General features: G+C 65.6%; 16 protein-coding genes and 1 riboswitch. Of the genes, 9 read left to right on the top strand and 7 right to left on the bottom strand.

Annotation, left to right across the window (positions count from 1 at the left end; genetic code table 11):
- Positions 1 to 202 precede the first annotated feature (202 nt).
- The gene (locus XI02_RS09165; protein ID WP_172648511.1) at positions 203 to 2,596 is read right to left on the bottom strand and encodes a heavy metal translocating P-type ATPase; all 2,394 of its coding nucleotides are present in this window, start codon (positions 2,594 to 2,596) and stop codon (positions 203 to 205) included.
- Positions 2,597 to 2,661: 65 nt separating this feature from the next.
- Between XI02_RS09165 and XI02_RS09160 the strand changes: the two genes are divergently transcribed.
- Together XI02_RS09160 and XI02_RS09155 are read left to right on the top strand one after the other, a co-directional pair.
- The gene (locus XI02_RS09160; protein WP_069278880.1) at positions 2,662 to 2,937 is read left to right on the top strand and encodes a metal-sensitive transcriptional regulator; all 276 of its coding nucleotides are present in this window, start codon (positions 2,662 to 2,664) and stop codon (positions 2,935 to 2,937) included.
- 335 nt (positions 2,938 to 3,272) lie between these two features.
- A complete protein-coding gene (locus XI02_RS09155; protein WP_018271587.1) occupies positions 3,273 to 4,214 on the top strand; it encodes an IS110 family transposase in 942 nt (313 codons plus the stop codon).
- Between the two features lie 44 nt (positions 4,215 to 4,258).
- On the opposite strand, the gene ychF is transcribed toward XI02_RS09155, so the two are convergent.
- The 4 genes from ychF to XI02_RS09135 form a co-directional block, all read right to left on the bottom strand.
- Positions 4,259 to 5,356, bottom strand: coding sequence for a redox-regulated ATPase YchF (ychF, locus tag XI02_RS09150; RefSeq protein WP_018269814.1), 1,098 nt, complete (start codon positions 5,354 to 5,356; stop codon positions 4,259 to 4,261).
- Between the two features lie 122 nt (positions 5,357 to 5,478).
- Positions 5,479 to 6,093 carry an aminoacyl-tRNA hydrolase gene (gene pth, locus XI02_RS09145; RefSeq protein ID WP_172648512.1) on the bottom strand — a complete coding sequence of 205 codons (615 nt, stop codon included), beginning with the start codon at positions 6,091 to 6,093 and terminating at the stop codon, positions 5,479 to 5,481.
- Between the two features lie 55 nt (positions 6,094 to 6,148).
- Positions 6,149 to 6,871 carry a 50S ribosomal protein L25/general stress protein Ctc gene (locus XI02_RS09140; RefSeq protein ID WP_172648513.1) on the bottom strand — a complete coding sequence of 241 codons (723 nt, stop codon included), beginning with the start codon at positions 6,869 to 6,871 and terminating at the stop codon, positions 6,149 to 6,151.
- Positions 6,872 to 7,133: 262 nt separating this feature from the next.
- A complete protein-coding gene (locus XI02_RS09135) occupies positions 7,134 to 7,394 on the bottom strand; it encodes an accessory factor UbiK family protein (RefSeq protein WP_016844503.1) in 261 nt (86 codons plus the stop codon).
- A gap of 178 nt (positions 7,395 to 7,572) precedes the next feature.
- Here XI02_RS09135 and XI02_RS09130 point away from each other — a divergent pair, with 178 nt between their 5' ends.
- From XI02_RS09130 to XI02_RS09100, 7 genes are all read left to right on the top strand, one after another.
- The gene (locus XI02_RS09130) at positions 7,573 to 8,307 is read left to right on the top strand and encodes a dienelactone hydrolase family protein (protein ID WP_018269811.1); all 735 of its coding nucleotides are present in this window, start codon (positions 7,573 to 7,575) and stop codon (positions 8,305 to 8,307) included.
- Between the two features lie 15 nt (positions 8,308 to 8,322).
- Positions 8,323 to 9,165 carry a prolipoprotein diacylglyceryl transferase gene (gene lgt, locus XI02_RS09125; RefSeq protein WP_172648514.1) on the top strand — a complete coding sequence of 281 codons (843 nt, stop codon included), beginning with the start codon at positions 8,323 to 8,325 and terminating at the stop codon, positions 9,163 to 9,165.
- 99 nt (positions 9,166 to 9,264) lie between these two features.
- Positions 9,265 to 10,323 carry a class I SAM-dependent methyltransferase gene (locus XI02_RS09120; RefSeq protein WP_172649241.1) on the top strand — a complete coding sequence of 353 codons (1,059 nt, stop codon included), beginning with the start codon at positions 9,265 to 9,267 and terminating at the stop codon, positions 10,321 to 10,323.
- On the top strand, positions 10,320 to 11,087 hold the full coding sequence (pgeF, locus tag XI02_RS09115; RefSeq protein WP_172648515.1) for a peptidoglycan editing factor PgeF: 768 nt from the start codon (positions 10,320 to 10,322) through the stop codon (positions 11,085 to 11,087). Before XI02_RS09120 ends, pgeF begins: the two co-directional genes overlap by 4 nt.
- A 136-nt stretch (positions 11,088 to 11,223) precedes the next feature.
- Positions 11,224 to 12,156 carry a MerR family transcriptional regulator gene (locus tag XI02_RS09110; RefSeq protein WP_016844497.1) on the top strand — a complete coding sequence of 311 codons (933 nt, stop codon included), beginning with the start codon at positions 11,224 to 11,226 and terminating at the stop codon, positions 12,154 to 12,156.
- Between the two features lie 102 nt (positions 12,157 to 12,258).
- On the top strand, positions 12,259 to 12,867 hold the full coding sequence (locus XI02_RS09105; protein ID WP_016844496.1) for a hypothetical protein: 609 nt from the start codon (positions 12,259 to 12,261) through the stop codon (positions 12,865 to 12,867).
- A 180-nt stretch (positions 12,868 to 13,047) separates the two neighbouring features.
- On the top strand, positions 13,048 to 14,001 hold the full coding sequence (locus XI02_RS09100) for a ribose-phosphate pyrophosphokinase (RefSeq protein ID WP_026192263.1): 954 nt from the start codon (positions 13,048 to 13,050) through the stop codon (positions 13,999 to 14,001).
- A 258-nt stretch (positions 14,002 to 14,259) separates the two neighbouring features.
- On the opposite strand, the gene XI02_RS09095 is transcribed toward XI02_RS09100, so the two are convergent.
- Together XI02_RS09095 and XI02_RS09090 are read right to left on the bottom strand one after the other, a co-directional pair.
- Positions 14,260 to 15,066 carry an SDR family NAD(P)-dependent oxidoreductase gene (locus tag XI02_RS09095; protein ID WP_069278876.1) on the bottom strand — a complete coding sequence of 269 codons (807 nt, stop codon included), beginning with the start codon at positions 15,064 to 15,066 and terminating at the stop codon, positions 14,260 to 14,262.
- A 103-nt stretch (positions 15,067 to 15,169) separates the two neighbouring features.
- A complete protein-coding gene (locus tag XI02_RS09090; protein WP_016844493.1) occupies positions 15,170 to 15,751 on the bottom strand; it encodes a 6,7-dimethyl-8-ribityllumazine synthase in 582 nt (193 codons plus the stop codon).
- 78 nt (positions 15,752 to 15,829) lie between these two features.
- Positions 15,830 to 15,984: riboswitch (FMN riboswitch) on the bottom strand.
- Positions 15,985 to 16,257 lie beyond the last annotated feature (273 nt).

Genomic DNA, 16,257 nt, shown 5'->3' with positions numbered 1-16,257 from the left:
CCCTCGCCCCGGTCTTGCGGGGAGAGGGTTGGGGTGAGGGGCTGCTTCCGCGCAAACGGCGAGAGATAGACTCGTGGAGAGTCCCCCTCACCCGGATCGCATCTTGGATGGGACATAGCCGAAGCTCTGCTTCGGCGTCCTTAGCCACGGCCGCCGGAGGCGGCCTATGCCTCTCCCCGCAAGCGGGGCGAGGTAAGAAAGCTCAATCCAGCTTCACCCGCGAGAGCCTGAGCGCATTACCGATCACGCTGACCGAGGACAGCGCCATCGCGGCGGCGCCGACCATCGGCGACAGCAGGATGCCGAACAGCGGATACAGCACGCCGGCCGCGATCGGCACGCCGGCGGCATTGTAGACGAACGCGAACGCCAGGTTCTGGCGGATGTTGCGCATGGTCGCGACCGACAGCCGCCGCGCGCGCACGAGGCCCATCAGGTCGCCGGTCAGAAGCGTGATGCCGGCGCTCTCGATCGCGACGTCGGTGCCGCCGCCCATCGCGATGCCGACATCGGCAGCGGCGAGCGCCGGCGCGTCATTGACGCCGTCGCCTGCCATTGCGACGGTGCGCCCCTCGCCGCGCAGCCGCTGCACGACCTCGCTCTTGCGCTCCGGCAGAACGCCGGCCTCGACCTCGTCGATGCCGAGCGTCTTTGCCACCGCCCGCGCGGTGGTCTCATTGTCGCCGGTCAACATCACGATGCGCAGGCCCTCGGCACGCAGCGCCTGCAGCGCGCTCGTCGCGGACGGCTTGACCGGATCGGCAATCGCGATCACCCCGGCGATGCGGCCATCGACCGCGACATAGATCGCCGTCGCGCCGTCCCGCCGCGCGGCCTCGGCCGCCTCGTCGAGCGCTGCCGTCGCGATCTTCAGTTCGGCCATCAGCACCGCGTTGCCGAGCGCAACCTGCCTGCCTTCGACCGTGCCGGTCGCGCCCTTGCCGGAGGGCGAGGCAAAATTGCTGACGACGGCGGATGCAAGCTTGCGCTCCCTGGCAGCGGCGATGATCGCGTGCGCCAGCGGATGCTCGCTGCCCTGCTCGACACTGGCGGCAATGCGCAGCAGATCGCTCTCGTCGAACCCTGCGGCGGCAATGACGCGCACGACCTTCGGCTTGCCCTCGGTGAGCGTGCCGGTCTTGTCGATGACGAGCGTATCGATCGCCTCCAACCGCTCCAGCGCCTGCGCGTCGCGGATCAGGATGCCGGAATGCGCGCCACGGCCGACACCGACCATGATCGACATCGGCGTCGCCAATCCCAGCGCGCACGGGCAGGCGATGATCAGCACCGTGACGGCGGCGACCAGCGCGAAGGTCAGGCGCGGCTCGGGGCCGAACACCGTCCAGGCGATGAAGGCGAGCACGGCGGCGGCGATCACCGCCGGCACGAACCAGCCGGCGACACGATCGGCCAGCCGCTGGATCGGCGCGCGTGAGCGCTGCGCCTTCGCCACCATGTCGACGATCCGCGACAGCATGGTGTCGCGGCCGATCTTCTCGGCGCGCATCACGAGGCCGCCGCTCTGGTTGACCGTGCCGCCGATCACCCTCTCGCCTTCGGCCTTCGCGACCGGCATCGACTCGCCTGTGACCATGGACTCGTCAATGACCGCACTGCCCTCGACGACGACGCCGTCGACCGGAACCTTCTCGCCCGGCCGCACGCGCAGGCGGTCGCCGACCTTGATCGCGTCGATGTCGATGTCCTCGTCGCCATGTTCGGTGACACGCCGCGCGGTCTTGGGCGCGAGGCCGAGCAGCGCGCGAATCGCGCCCGAGGTCTGCGCGCGGGCGCGCAATTCCAGCACCTGGCCGAGCAGCACCAGCACCGTGATCACGGCCGCCGCCTCGAAATACACCGCGACCGCGCCGTGCATGTCGCGGAACGCGGGCGGGAACAGCTGCGGCGCCAGCGTCGCGACCACGCTGTAGACATAGGCGACGCCGGTGCCCATCGCGATCAGCGTGAACATGTTGAGATTGCGGGTGACCAGCGACTGCCAGCCGCGCACGAAGAACGGCGCACCGGCCCACAGCACGACCGGCGTCGCCAGCACGAGTGAGATCCAGTTCGACCAGCCCTGTGGCACCAGATGCATCAGCCCGAGATGGCTGCCCATCTCGAGCACGAACACCGGCAAGGTCAGCGCGAGGCCGATCCAGAATCGCCGCGTCATGTCGATCAGTTCAGGATCCGGTCCGTCGTCGAGCGAGACCTGCTCGGGCTCCAGCGCCATGCCGCAGATCGGGCAGCTGCCGGGGCCGACCTGACGCACCTCGGGATGCATCGGGCAGGTGTAGATGGTGCCCGCGGGCGCCGGCGGTTCGGGTTCACGCGGCTTGAGGAATTTCTCCGGCTCGGCCTCGAAGCGCTCGCGGCAGCGGCCGCTGCAGAACAGGTACTCCTCGCCCTTGTAGCTGAAGCGATGCTTGGCGGTCGTCGGGTTGACCTTCATGCCGCAGACCGGATCGATCGCGAACGCCGCCTCGGCCGGCGTCGTGTCGTGATCATGCTTGCCGCCGCAGCAGGAATGCGCGGCCGCGCCGTTGTGGTGATGATTCGCGTGCGAATGGTCGTGCTTTGCGTGTGCCACGAAACTCTTCCCGGCCGCTAACCCGGCCTCTTGATTTGTATACCCTAGGGGGGTATATGAGGCCTATGAGAGACGAGGTCAAGACATCCTGCTTAAAACGGCTCAAACGGATCGAAGGTCAGATCCGCGGGTTGGCTGCCATGGTCGAGGACGACCGCTATTGCATCGACGTGGTGACGCAGATCGCGGCCGCGCGCGCGGCACTGCGCCGCGTCGAGGAAGAGGTCCTGCGCGATCATGTGGCGCATTGCGTCGAGCATGCGATCTCGTCCGGCGACAAGGCCGACCAGCGGCGCAAGATCGTCGAGCTGATGGACGTGATCGGCCGCGCGGATCGGTGAGGTGTAGCCTTGCTATTGGGCGCTTGACATCGCCGCCTCCGACGGAGCCGAGAGCGGCGACCCATATTCGGTGTCGTCCCGGCGAAGGCCGGGACCCATCACCACAGGGAGTGGTTGTTTGTGCGAGCTGGGGCCCCGGCGTGCTTCATAACCGCAGCCGGTGGTTATGGGTCCCTGTGTCTTGGAAGTGTGTCAGGATGAGGGTGGGCGGGAAGCCGTTGGGTCCTTGGCGCTCGACGCCGTGAGCCGGCTCGGTCTCCCGCCCGTTCCATCTATCAACCTGAACAGTTGCACGAGGCTGCACCAACAGACCTCGCATCACAGGGACAGGCACCGTGATCATAGCTCTTCGTTACGTCGGAATCGACATCTCCAAGAAACACCTCGATATCTTTGATGAGGCTGACGGCGTGCCGAGGCGCATTGCCAACGCGACACAGGCCATCACACAGCAGGTGGCGCGTTGGCAATGCGATGCGCTGGTGGTCTTCGAGGCGACGGGTATCTATGACCTCGCGCTTCGCGAGGCGCTGCGTCAGGCCGGGATCCAGTTCGCACGGATCAACCCGGCCCGTGCCCGCGACTTTGCACGGGCCAGCGGCCTACTCGCCAAGACCGATCCGATCGATGCGCGGATGCTGGCGGCCTTTGCGCGGGCCATGCAGCCCGCCCCCGAGCAGGTCGCCGATCCTGCACGGGGCGCCTTGGCGAGGCTTGCAAAACGGCGGGATCAGCTGGTCCTCATGCGCGCCCAGGAGAAGAACCGGCGCAGCGAGGCCGACGATCGCGCCATGGCCGAACGCATCGGCCGCCTCATCGAGGTCCTCGACAGCGAGATCGCCGAGATCGAGGCCGACATCAGCGCATTGATTAAAGCCGAAGCGCAGATCGCGGACGATGCGAAGTTAATGCGTTCGCTGCCCGGCGTGGGTCCCGTGGCCTGCATGCAGCTCATCGCGCAGATGCCGGAACTCGGGCGGGTCGGACCGAAACAACTCGCAGCGCTCGCTGGCCTTGCTCCCTTCAACGTCGACAGCGGCACCTTCCGCGGCAAGCGCAAGATTGCGGGCGGCCGAAAGCGCGTTCGTGACGCCCTCTATATGGCGGCCCTCAACGCAGTTCGCAGAGCTGATCCGTTCAAGGCCTTCTATGCACGACTGCGACAGGCCGGAAAACCAGCCAAGCTCGCCCTCATCGCCGTCGCCAGGAAGCTGCTCACGGTCCTCAATGCCATGATGCGAGACCGAAAGCCGTACCTGCAGACCAAACCAACATAACAGTTGCCGGCCTTCGCCGGGACGACGTTGGGGAGAGATCGCGCTCAGGTATTGAATCTGAAATGCATGACGTCGCCGTCGGCGACGACATACTCCTTGCCTTCAAGCCGCAGCTTGCCGGCATCGCGCGCGCCGGCTTCGCCGTTGCCGGCGATGTAATCGGCATAGGCGATGGTCTCGGCGCGGATGAAGCCCTTCTCGAAATCGGTATGGATCACGCCGGCGGCGGCGGGCGCCTTGGTGCCGCGGTCGATGGTCCAGGCGCGCGCTTCCTTCGGGCCGACGGTGAAATAGGTGATGAGATCGAGCAGCCGGTAGCCGGCGCGGATCAGCCGATCGAGCCCGGCCTCTTCGAGACCCAGCGTCTCCAGGAAGTCGGTGCGCTCTTCACGCGACAGCGTCGCGATTTCGGATTCGATCTTGGCCGAGATCACGACCGCGACCGCGCCCTCCTCCTTGGCGCGCTCGAACACCGCCTTGGAGAAGTTGTTGCCGTCCTTGGCCGAGCCTTCCTCGACGTTGCAGACATAGAGCACGGGCTTCGAGGTCAGGAGCCCGAGCATGCGGAACGCCCGCTCCTCCTCCGGCTTGCGCTCCAGCGCGCGCGCCGGCTTGCCGTCGCGCAGCAGCACCAAGGCGCGGTTGACGAGCTCGAGCTGCTCCTTGGCTTCCTTGTCGTTGCCCTTGGCCTTCTTCGAGAGGTTGTCGACGCGCTTCTCCAGGCTGTCGAGGTCGGACAGCATCAGCTCGGTCTCGATGGTCTCGATGTCGGCGAGCGGCGCGATCTTGCCTTCGACATGGGTGATGTCGGAATCCTCGAAGCAGCGCACCACATGGGCGATGGCGTCGACCTCGCGGATGTTGGCGAGGAACTGGTTGCCGAGACCTTCGCCCTGCGACGCGCCGCGGACGAGGCCCGCGATGTCGACGAAGGTCAGCCGGGTCGGAATGATCTGCGCCGACTTCGCGACCGCCGCAAGCTTCTCCAGCCGCGGATCGGGCACCGCGACCTCGCCGACATTCGGCTCGATGGTGCAGAACGGATAGTTCGCCGCCTGGGCGGCCGCCGTCTCGGTCAGCGCATTGAACAGCGTCGACTTGCCGACGTTAGGCAGCCCGACGATCCCGCATTTGAATCCCATGTCTTCCTCAACATTCTCTGATCCGGCATGGCCGGGCTCGTCCCGGCCATCCACATCTTACCGTGCACGCGGCAAGTAAGACGTGGATGCCCGGCACAAGGCCGGGCATGACGACAAGGGAATCAAGACGGCTTCTCGCCGCCGTCCTCACCCTTGTCGAAAAACCCCTTGGCCTGCATCGTCAGATGCACCTTGTTGGCGAACGACGCGTCGTACCCGGTCGCCAGCAGGCCGGCATTGTCGGCGACGGCCTGGCACAAGGCCTCCACCCACGCCCGGTCACTCTTGGCGAAGTCCGACAGCACGTGGCTGTGCACGAGCTCCTTGACGCCGGGATGACCGATCCCGAGCCGCACCCGCCGATACTCGTTGCCAATATGCGCGGAGATCGAGCGCAGCCCGTTATGGCCGGCGATCCCGCCGCCGATCTTGACCCGCACCTTGGCGGGCGGCAGTTCGAGCTCGTCCTGGAACACGGTGATGTCGGAGGGCGCGAGCTTGAAGAAGTTCGCCGCTTCCTGCACCGCGCGCCCGGACTCGTTCATGTAGGTGGTCGGCTTCAGCAGCACGACCTTCTCACGATCGACGACGCCCTCGGAGGTCTCGCCCTGAAAGCGACGGCGCCATGGTGCGAAACCATGACGCCGTGCAATCTCATCGACCGCCAGGAAACCGATATTGTGCCGGTTGCTGGCGTATTTCGCGCCGGGATTACCGAGACCGACAAAAAGGCGCATGGCGCGGCATCCCGCGTCGGCGCGCCATCAGACGATCGCGCGCCGACCTGATCGATTACTTCTTCTTGTCGCCACCGGCGGGAGCCTTGGCACCCGCGGCCGGAGCCGCAGCACCCGCAGCCGGAGCCGCTGCAGCGGCCGGAGCTGCAGCACCCGCGGCCGGAGCAGCGCCACCGGCAGCAGCCGCAGCCGCGGCCTTCTGCTCTTCGGCGTAGCCGGACGGCGGCACGATGGTGACCAGCGTCGCGTCCTCGCGGGTCAGCGACTTCACGCCCTTGGGCAGCTTGACGTCGGAGAGATGCAGCGAGTAGCTGATCTCCAGCGCGCCGACGTCGGCCTCGATGTATTGCGGAATGTTGTCGACCGAGCACTCGAGATCGAGCGCGTGGGTGACGATGTTCACGGTGCCGCCACGCTTGACGCCCGGCGAACTTTCACCGTTCACGATGTGAAGCGGCACGCTGACGCGGATGGTCGCGCCTTCGCCGAGCCGCATGAAGTCGACATGGAGCGGGAAGTCCTTCACCGGATCGAGGTGGTAGTCGCGCGGAATCACGCGATGCTTCTTGCCCTCGATATCGATGTCGAACAGCGTGGTCAGGAACCGGCCCGCCAGGATGCGCTGGCGCAGTTCACGATCGTCGACCGAGATGGTCACCGGGGGCTGGTTGTCTCCGTAGATCACTCCGGGAACTCTCCCGGCGCGACGCTCTGCCCGGGCGGCCCCCTTGCCGCTCTTCGGACGCGCGGTCGCCTTCAATTCCTTGACGGTCGCCATAGCGTTAAGTCCTTGTATTTAAAAAGTTAAAGGCCGCAGCGCGGCCCATGCTCAGGTCCACAGCAAGCCTCCAGGGGTGCGGGGGCCGCGGACGTGGCGGGCTTTTAGCCCCAAAGGGCCGAAATGACAAGGAAATGAAGGGATTTTTCTTGATGCCCCAAGACGGGGCGTAGCCCGGATGGAGCGAAGCGCAATCCGGGGCCGGCCCCGCGGAGGCAGTGGTCCCGGATTTCGCTTTGCTCCATCCGGGCTACATGCCGTTTCAGCCGGCCGAACCGCCGAGCTTGGCCTCCAGCGCGGCGACCCTCGCCTTCAGCGCCTCGTTCTCCTCGCGCGCCAGGCGGGCCATGTCCTTGACCGCGTCGAACTCCTCGCGCTTGACCACGTCGAGGTCGCGCAGGATCCGTTCCGCCTGGTTGCGCATGACCGTGTCGACCTCGCGCTTGACGCCCTGGGCGGCGCCCGCGGCATCGTTCATCAGACGGCCGATCTCATCGAAAAACCGGTTGCTGGTCTGGGTCATCTCGCAAAACTCTCCGCGTTCACTGGCCTCGCGCCCAAGACAATGGCGATCTCAGCCATCCGGTTCAAGTCCGGCGCGAATGGCAGGCCTCCCGAGGCTTGCCTTGTCATGCTCCGGTTTCCTTGCAATCGTATGAACTCACAACAGAAATCGCACACATAACGCGAGCAGAAACGCCATGATCGAAGAGACCGTCGAGATCCCGACCAAGGACGGCAAGACCACCACCTTCATCACCCATCCCGAGCGCGGCGGCCCTTTCCCTGTCGTCATCTTCTACATGGACGCGCCGGCGATCCGCGAGGAGCTGCGCGACATGGCGCGCCGGCTCGGCACGTCGGGCTATTATGTGATGCTGCCCAATATGTATTACCGCGCCGGCGTGATGGAGCTCGGCCCGATCAATCCCGATCCGGAATCGCCCGAGCGCAAGCGCATGTTCGAGCTGATGCACTCGCTCAACATTCCGCTGGTCATGGAAGACACCAAAGGCCTGCTCGCCTATGCCGAGACGCAGAAGGCCGCGAACACCAGCATCATCGGCACTGTCGGCTATTGCATGAGCGGCCGCTATGCGGTGAACGCGGCGACGCATTTCGGCGATCGCGTCAAGGCCGCCGCCTCGGTCTACGGCACCCATCTGGCGACCGACCAGCCCGACAGTCCGCATCTTGCCGCGCAAAAGACCAAGGCCGAACTCTATTTCGCCTGCGCCGAGACCGATATCTACGCGCCACAGGAAATCATCGAGCAGGTGAAGGCCGGCATGAAGGGATCGAACAACGAGGTGGAGATCTATCCCGGCACGCATCACGGCTTTGCGTTCCCCAAGCGTCCGGTCTATGACCGCGACGCCGCCGAACGTCACTGGGAGCGGCTGCTGGCGCTTTACCGCCGCAACCTCGTGAGCTGAGTCTCAAGACGCACGATGCCGTTCCTGCTGATCGACTTTCCGGTGTTCAATCCCGTCGCGCTCTCGCTCGGCCCGATCGTGATCCGCTGGTATGCGCTGGCCTACATCGTCGGCATCGTGCTGGGCTGGATCTACGCCCGCTCACTGATCAAGAAGGAACGGCTGTGGGGCGGCCCGGCGCCGATCACGCTGCCGCAGCTCGACGATTTCATCCTCTGGGTCACCATCGGCATCATCGTCGGCGGCCGCACCGGCTATGTGCTGTTCTACAATTTGCCCTTCTTCATCGCGCATCCGGCCGAAATCCTGGAATTGTGGAAGGGCGGCATGTCGTTCCACGGCGGCTTCCTCGGTTGCGTCGCAGCGGTGATGCTGTTTGCCCGCCGCAATAACATCCCGATCCTGTCGCTCGGCGATATCACCACCGCAGTCGCGCCGATCGGGTTGTTCCTCGGCCGGCTCGCCAATTTCATCAACAGCGAATTGTGGGGCCGTCACGCCGATCCGAGCCTGCCCTGGGCCATGATCTTCCCCAATGGCGGGCCACTGCCGCGGCATCCGAGCCAGCTCTACGAGGCCGGGCTTGAAGGCATCGTGCTGTTTGCGGCGCTGGCCGTCATGATCCGGATGGGCGCGCTCAAGCGTCCCGGCCTGATCCTCGGCAGCTTCATTGCGATCTACGGCGTTGCCCGAATCATCGGCGAGCACTTCAGGGAGCCCGACCCGCAGCTCGGCTTCCTGTGGGGCGGGTTAACCATGGGCATGCTGCTGTCGGTGCCAATGATCATCGTGGGCGTTATCATCATCACGGCCGCCGTCCGCCGCAGGGCGAACGGTCCGGCGCCGAGTTCAACCTGAACAAGTTCAATCCAAAGCAAGTGCAATCCAAGGAAGGCCGTGAGCGACCCCTCCCCGCTGCTGGATGAGATCAGGAAGCTGATCAAGCTGTCCGGGCCGATGCCGGTCTGGCGCTACATGGAATTGTGTCTGATGCATCCGCGGTACGGCTACTATTTGTCGCGCGATCCGCTCGGCCGCGAGGGCGACTTCACCACGTCGCCCGAGGTCAGCCAGATGTTCGGCGAACTGCTCGGGCTGTGGAGCGCCTCGATCTGGCGCGCGATCGGCTCGCCGGAGACGCTCCGCCTGATCGAGCTCGGCCCCGGCCGCGGCACCATGATGGCCGACGCGCTGCGTGCGCTGCGCGTGCTGCCGCCGCTGTACCAGTCGCTCACCATCCACCTCGTCGAGGTCAATCCGGTGCTGCGCGAGAAGCAGTACGCGACGCTGGCGGGCGTGCGCAACATCACCTGGCACGACAACATCGACGACGTGCCGGAGGGACCGGCGGTGATCCTCGCCAACGAATATTTCGACGTGCTGCCGATCCACCAGATGGTCCGCCGCGAGACCGGCTGGCACGAGCGGACGGTCGGGATGGATGCCAATGGCAACCTGTATTTCGCGCCCGCGCCCGAGCCGACACCGCATTTCGAGGTGCTGCTGCCGCCGCTGGTGCGCGCCGCCCCGCTCGGCGCGGTGTTCGAATGGCGGCCCGACAACGAGATCATGAAGCTGGCGACGCGGCTGCGCGACCAGGACGGCGCCGCGCTGATCATCGATTACGGCCATCTGCGCAGCGACGCCGGCGACACCTTCCAGGCGATCGCGCGCCACAGCTTCGCCGACCCGCTGAAGAACCCGGGACAGGCCGACGTGACCGCGCATGTCGATTTCCAGGCCCTGGGGCGGGCCGCCGAGGATGTCGGCGCGCGCGTCCACGGACCGGCGACGCAGGGCGACTTCCTCAAGCGCCTCGGCGTCGAGGCCCGTGCGGCCGGGCTGATGGCGAAAGCAAGCCCCGAAGTCTCCGCCGACATTGCCGGCGCGCTGAAGCGGCTGACCGATTCCGGGCGCGGCGGGATGGGCTCGATGTTCAAGGTCATGGCCATCTCCGACCCGCGCCTCACCTCGATCGCCGGATTGAGCGATCAGCCTGACGAGACCGAACAATGACATTGGGATCACCGCTGCTGTCGGCCATTCCGGGCCTGCGCCATGCCTTCTTCTCGCGCGAGGGCGGCGTATCGGAGGGCATCTATGCCGCGCTGAATGGCGGCCTCGGCTCGCGCGACGATCCGGCCAAGGTCGCGGAGAACCGGCGGCGGATGGCGGAGCAACTCGGCGTGCCGCTCGATCACCTCGTCAGCGTGCATCAGGTTCACTCGCCTGACGTCGTGGCCGTGACCGGTCCATGGAATGGCGCCGCGCGCCCGAAGGCGGACGCGCTCGTCACCCGCACCGAGGGCCTTGCGATTTCGGTCACGACGGCGGACTGCGGCCCGATCCTGTTCGTCGATCCCAATGCGCGGGTGATCGGCGCGGCGCATGCCGGCTGGAAGGGCGCGCTGACCGGCGTGCTGGAATCGACCATCGACGCGATGGAGAAGCTCGGCGCCGAGCGCGGCGGCATCGTCGCCTCCATCGGCCCGCTGATCCGCAAGGAGTCCTACGAGGTCGGCAACGAATTCGTCGAACGCTTCATCGAGGCCGATGCGGAGAACGGCATGTTCTTCATGCCCGCCGAACGCGACGGACACGCGATGTTCGATCTTGCCGGCTTCATCCGCATGCGGCTGGAAAATGCCGGCGTGCTGATGATCGACGATCTCGGCATCGACACCTATTCCGACGAGCGCTGCTTCAGCTACCGCCGCTCCGTGCACCGCAAGGAAGCCGATTACGGCCGGCTCGTTCACGCCATCGCGCTGGAAAGCTGACGCCGGGCATCCAGGGCGTTTTTCCGCGAAGTGGATACCGGTTCGCGGTGAGGAGAACGCGTCAGAATAAAATCGGGCGATTTTTGTGCGACAAGCGTCTTGACTCTCCACCTGCTGGAGACCGGACAAGCGGCACATGACCCAACGCACCTACAGCATCGGCGAGGCGGCGCGGCTCAGCGGAATTTCCGTCCGCAAGCTCCGCTTCTACTCGGACCAGGGGTTGCTGCCGCCGGCCGGCCGCACCGCGAGCGGCTATCGCGTCTTCACCGACGGCGAACTGGTACGCCTCGACCTGATCCGCTGCCTGCGCGATGCGGGGCTCGGTCTCGACGCCATCCGTGAGGTCCTGACCAAGCAGCTCTCGCTGGTCGAGGCGCTGCGGCTTCGCCTCGAGACGCTCGAAGCGGAGATCGCGGCCCAGCGCCGCGTCGCCTCGGCCCTGCGGGCTGCGTTGCGTTCACCGCAACTCACCGAAGCAGACTTGAGGAGATTTTTGACCATGACGCAGCTATCCCGCACCGAGCGCCGCAACGTCGTCGAACGCTTTTTCGAGAAAGTGTCCGACGGCGTCAACATCGACCGGAAATGGATCCGGCAGATGATCGAGACCAGCGTGCCCGAATTGCCCGACGAGCCGACGCCCGAGCAGTGCGATGCCTGGATCGAGCTTTCGGAGATGCTCAGCGACCCTTCCCTCGTCGCCAACATCCGCGCCAACGCGGAGGACGTCTGGAATCACCACGTGCTGGATCTCGCCGCCTGGCAAGCGGCCAACGAAATCGTGCTGGCGAGAGCCAGGGAGATTATCGCGCGCGACCTCGGCCCGACGTCGGAGGCCGGCCAGGCGCTGGCGCGCGACTGGCTGGAAACATCGGCGCGATTGCTGAAGCGAAAACCTGATCTGGAATTCCGCAACTGGATTCGCGGCAAATATGCGCTGCACGACGCCCGGGCCGCGCGCTATTGGGAGCTCGTCGCCATCATGCGCGGGCAATCGCCGGACGCGAGCCCGAACCGCGAATGGGCCTGGATCACCGCAGCCATGCGGCACCATCTCTCTGACTGAGCAGGGAAATCCGAAACCTCGTGGCGCGCCGCCCGGATCGGTTAAGTGCTGTGGCCGCCCTGCCCTAGACGTTAAGCCGTTTTAACGATATCGCAGGACGCAATGAGGGAAGCGTCGAACCGCCAGTTTCAAACTGGGACAGCCGCGCGTGCCGCGATCGCAGGCACGTGGCTCGCGATCGCGTGCGCGCTTGGCGGCTGCGCGGCCGGCGGCAACGTGGCCGACTCCTACGCCATGGCCACGCCGGCAAGCAGCGGCGCGACCGTTGCGTTCGAATCGATCGACGGCCCGCCGCCCCAGGTGTTCGACCGCATGGTGGGCGTGCTCGACAGCGAGTCCAAGCTGCGCAGCCTGTCGATCGTGTCGCGCCAGGGCGCTGCCGCCTATCGCGTGCGCAGCTATTTGTCGGCGCAGGTGGTGCGCGGCCGCACCATGATCTCGTGGGTGTGGGACGTCTACGACAGCAACCAGCAACGCGCGCTGCGGCTCTCCGGCGAGGAGCCCGCCGGCAAGGCCGGCCGCGACGCCTGGGCCGCCGCCGACGACCTGGTGCTGCGCAAGATCGCCCAGGCAGGCTTCAGCGGCCTCTCCAGCATGCTCAATGGCGGCCCGGCGGACAGCCCGGCACCGGACCTGCGCGGTCCCACGGTGGCAAGCGCCCCGGCCCCTGCCGCGCCCGAGACCGTGGCGCTCGGCTATTCCGCCGACTAAAACCCCGTTATCTCCCGGGGAAATGCGTTTTTTGCCCAGGAAAACGGCGGCCAAAGCCGGCTAATGGGTTGCCATCGGAGGCGCCTGCCTGATATTCCCTCGCGCACCGAAAACCCGCCGGTTCTGTAAGGACTTGAGATGCTGAACGTCGTATCCAGCAAGGCGCGGGGGGAAGCATCGATGTCGGCAAAGAACGGATCAATCAAACTCGTCGCCGGCAACTCCAATCCTGCGCTGGCGCAGGACATCGCCAAGGGACTCGGCATCGAACTGACCAAGGCCGTGGTCCGGCGCTTCGCCGACATGGAGATCTTCGTCGAGATCCAGGAGAACATCCGCGGCTCGGACATGTTCATCCTGCAGTCGACGTCGTATCCGGCCAACGACAATCTGATGGAACTGCTGATCATCACCGACGCGCTGCGCCGTGCCTCGGCGCGCCGCATCACCGCGGTGGTGCCCTATTTCGGCTATGCCCGCCAGGACCGGAAATCCGGTTCGCGCACGCCGATCTCGGCCAAGCTCGTCGCCAACCTGATCTCGCGCGCCGGCGTCGACCGCGTCATGACGCTCGACCTGCACGCCGGCCAGATCCAGGGCTTCTTCGACATCCCGACCGACAATCTCTTCGCGGCGCCCCTGATGGTGCGCGACATCCGAGAGAAGTTCGACCTCGCCAAGGTGATGGTGGTGTCGCCCGACGTCGGCGGCGTGGCGCGTGCACGCGGGCTCGCCAAGCGCATCAACACCCCGCTCGCCATCGTCGACAAGCGCCGCGAGCGCCCGGGTGAGTCCGAGGTGATGAACGTGATCGGCGACGTCGCCGGCTACAATTGCATCCTGGTCGACGACATCGTCGATTCCGGCGGCACGCTGGTGAATGCGGCCGAGGCGCTCATCGCGCACGGCGCCAAGGAGGTCTCGGCCTACATCACCCACGGCGTGCTGTCCGGCGGCGCCGCCGCGCGCATCGCCTCGTCGCGGCTGAAGGAACTGGTCATCACCGACTCGATCCTGCCGACCGAGGCCGTCAACAAGGCGCCGAACATCCGCCAGATCTCGATCGCCGGCCTGATCGCCGAAGCGATCGGCCGCACCGCGGCGGAAGAGTCGGTCTCCAGCCTGTTCGATTAAATCGATATTTGCCGTCGTCCCTGCGCAAGCGGGGATCCATAACCACAGGCCGTTGTTGTTGCGAAGGCTGTGGCTCCAGCGTTGTAAATCAATTCGCATTGGTGGTTGGGTCCCGGCTCAAGGCCGGGACGACACCGAGTTTGCGGCAGCCACCCGCTGGAGCTTTTCCCGTTCCGATGGAATCGGAACGGGGCTCTAGATTTTTGTTTTGACGCGTTTTCTTCACGCGAACCGGTATCCACTTCGCTCGAAAACGCTCTAGAACCCCGGCCGCGGCACGTGGCTCATCAGGGTCCGCGCGTAGCCGCCATCGACGATGATTTCCTCGCCATTGACGTACGACGAGCGATCGCTTGCCAGGAACAGGGTCGCGTCCGCCATGTCCTGCGGTGCGCCGATCCGGCGCATCGGCACCACGGCGGTGCGCCGCTCGGTGACGCCAGGTGTGTCGTAGAAGGCCTGGCTCATCGGCGTCACGACAAGGCCGGGGCTCACCACATTGCTGCGGATGCCATGCGGCCCCCATTCCGCGGCGAGTTGCTGCGAGAGCATCACGACGCCAGCCTTGCTGACGCTGTAGGCGCCGCTCTGCCCTTGCGCATTGCTGGCGGCGATCGACGCGACGTGGATAAGGCTGCCGCGTCCGGCCTTGCGCATCTGGCGGCCGAACGCCTGTGCGCAGATGAAATAGCCGGTGAGATTGACCGCCAGCACCGCATTCCATTCCGCGAGCGCGAGCGTATCGAGCCCGCCCGGGCGCAGCACCGCCGCGGTGTTGACGAGAATGTCGCATGAACCAAGCGTGCGCGCGACGGCATCGGCGGCTGCCGCGACATTGTCCTCGCTGGTCGTATCGCAGCTCGCGACGAGATGACCGTCGCCGAACTCGCGAAGCGTTGCCTTGGTCTCCGCAAGGGAGCGCTCGTCGTGATCGAGCGCGGCGACCCTGGCGCCGGCCCGCGCGAAACTGACGGCGGTGGCGCGGCCGATGCCGCCGCCTCCACCGGTGACGACGGCCACGCGGCCCGACAGGCCGAGCCAGTCGGAGGAATGTTGTTCGGTCATGGGCGCCTCCCGCGCGTTTTAGTTTTATGCCGCAAGCATAACCGAACGCGCCGCAGGCGAGAGCGATCCCGGCACGCATGCCGGAATCGCTTTTCCGCCGATGCTAACCAGGGATTCCCGCCGCGACCTGGCCGCGCAGACGTTCGAGGCTGAGCAGCGTGTTGGCACAGGCTTCCGCGACCTCAATCCCCTTGATCACGAAGTGCTTGCGGAAGAACTCGTAATGCACCTCGGTCTCGTGGAATTGCTGCGGCGTCAGCACCGCCGAGAACACCGGCACCTCGGTGCGCAACTGCACATCCATCAGCGCCTTGATCACGGTATCGGCGACGAATTCGTGGCGGTAGATGCCGCCATCGACGACCAGCCCGGCCGCGACGATCGCGGTGTAGCGGCGCGTCTTTGCCAGCAGCTGTGCGTGCAGCGGGATCTCGAACGAGCCCGGCACCTCGAACACGTCGACATTGGTGATGTGACGCGCCTCGATCTCCTTCAGGAACGAGATGCGGCACTCTTCCACCACCTCGCGATGCCAGGACGACTGCACGAAGGCAACGCGCTGCGGCTTTGCGAAGTGCGGATGCTGCGGCGCCGGCGGATTTGCCGGCGTATCGGGAGCGTTTTCTGCCTGGGGGGTTTGGACTTGAGAAGCTTGAACGTCTTGGTCTTGCAACATCTGATTCATGGCTTTCCTCTTTCAGGACCAGAATCAGGGCACACGGACAACGACACGAGCCCACGCGAAAATCGCGTTGGCTGCCGCAACCGTTCTCTTTCATCCGGACTGTAACCGTCGGCTTCGGAATTGCACCGAATCTGCTGACCCTTCCCCCGGCTTCGCGAAAGGAAGGCGCTCGCGGGCTTGGGCTCATCACCCTTACCGCCGGTGGGGATTTTCACCCCGCCCTGAGAACTCGGCACGCCCGGGATGGACGTGCCTGAGACGAAATATGACCAAAGCGCGACAGCCGGGCAAGGCCTTTGGCATGGGGAAACGGCATGTCCCCATGAGCGCGTTGCGGCTCTGCGAGGTTGATGTGAGGGCCCGACGATTGATTCACAGGCGCGGCGAAGCGCCGGCAAATGGTTAACAAAGCGTTACGCGAACGCCTAGATTCCGATTTGTTCTCAAAATCACAGATGTGGCGGAGATCAGCTGTGGACGATGCGCGCTTTGGCTGTGGACGGACT

The sequence above is a fragment of the Bradyrhizobium sp. CCBAU 21365 genome (assembly GCF_015291305.1).
Classification (GTDB): Bacteria; Pseudomonadota; Alphaproteobacteria; order Rhizobiales; family Xanthobacteraceae; genus Bradyrhizobium; species Bradyrhizobium elkanii.
Note: the sequence above shows the minus strand (reverse complement) of the source record. Positions and strands in the feature narration are given on the sequence as shown.

Excerpts from the sequence above, each read along its gene's own strand:
- XI02_RS09160 (WP_069278880.1), top strand. The coding sequence starts at position 2,662 with ATGAGAGACGAGGTCAAGACATCCTGCTTAAAACGGCTCAAACGGATC.
- ychF (WP_018269814.1), bottom strand. The coding sequence starts at position 5,356 with ATGGGATTCAAATGCGGGATCGTCGGGCTGCCTAACGTCGGCAAGTCG.
- pth (WP_172648512.1), bottom strand. The coding sequence starts at position 6,093 with ATGCGCCTTTTTGTCGGTCTCGGTAATCCCGGCGCGAAATACGCCAGC.
- XI02_RS09140 (WP_172648513.1), bottom strand. The coding sequence starts at position 6,871 with ATGGCGACCGTCAAGGAATTGAAGGCGACCGCGCGTCCGAAGAGCGGC.
- XI02_RS09135 (WP_016844503.1), bottom strand. The coding sequence starts at position 7,394 with ATGACCCAGACCAGCAACCGGTTTTTCGATGAGATCGGCCGTCTGATG.
- XI02_RS09130 (WP_018269811.1), top strand. The coding sequence starts at position 7,573 with ATGATCGAAGAGACCGTCGAGATCCCGACCAAGGACGGCAAGACCACC.
- lgt (WP_172648514.1), top strand. The coding sequence starts at position 8,323 with ATGCCGTTCCTGCTGATCGACTTTCCGGTGTTCAATCCCGTCGCGCTC.
- XI02_RS09120 (WP_172649241.1), top strand. The coding sequence starts at position 9,265 with ATGCCGGTCTGGCGCTACATGGAATTGTGTCTGATGCATCCGCGGTAC.
- pgeF (WP_172648515.1), top strand. The coding sequence starts at position 10,320 with ATGACATTGGGATCACCGCTGCTGTCGGCCATTCCGGGCCTGCGCCAT.
- XI02_RS09110 (WP_016844497.1), top strand. The coding sequence starts at position 11,224 with ATGACCCAACGCACCTACAGCATCGGCGAGGCGGCGCGGCTCAGCGGA.
- XI02_RS09105 (WP_016844496.1), top strand. The coding sequence starts at position 12,259 with ATGAGGGAAGCGTCGAACCGCCAGTTTCAAACTGGGACAGCCGCGCGT.
- XI02_RS09100 (WP_026192263.1), top strand. The coding sequence starts at position 13,048 with ATGTCGGCAAAGAACGGATCAATCAAACTCGTCGCCGGCAACTCCAAT.
- XI02_RS09095 (WP_069278876.1), bottom strand. The coding sequence starts at position 15,066 with ATGACCGAACAACATTCCTCCGACTGGCTCGGCCTGTCGGGCCGCGTG.
- XI02_RS09090 (WP_016844493.1), bottom strand. The coding sequence starts at position 15,751 with ATGAATCAGATGTTGCAAGACCAAGACGTTCAAGCTTCTCAAGTCCAA.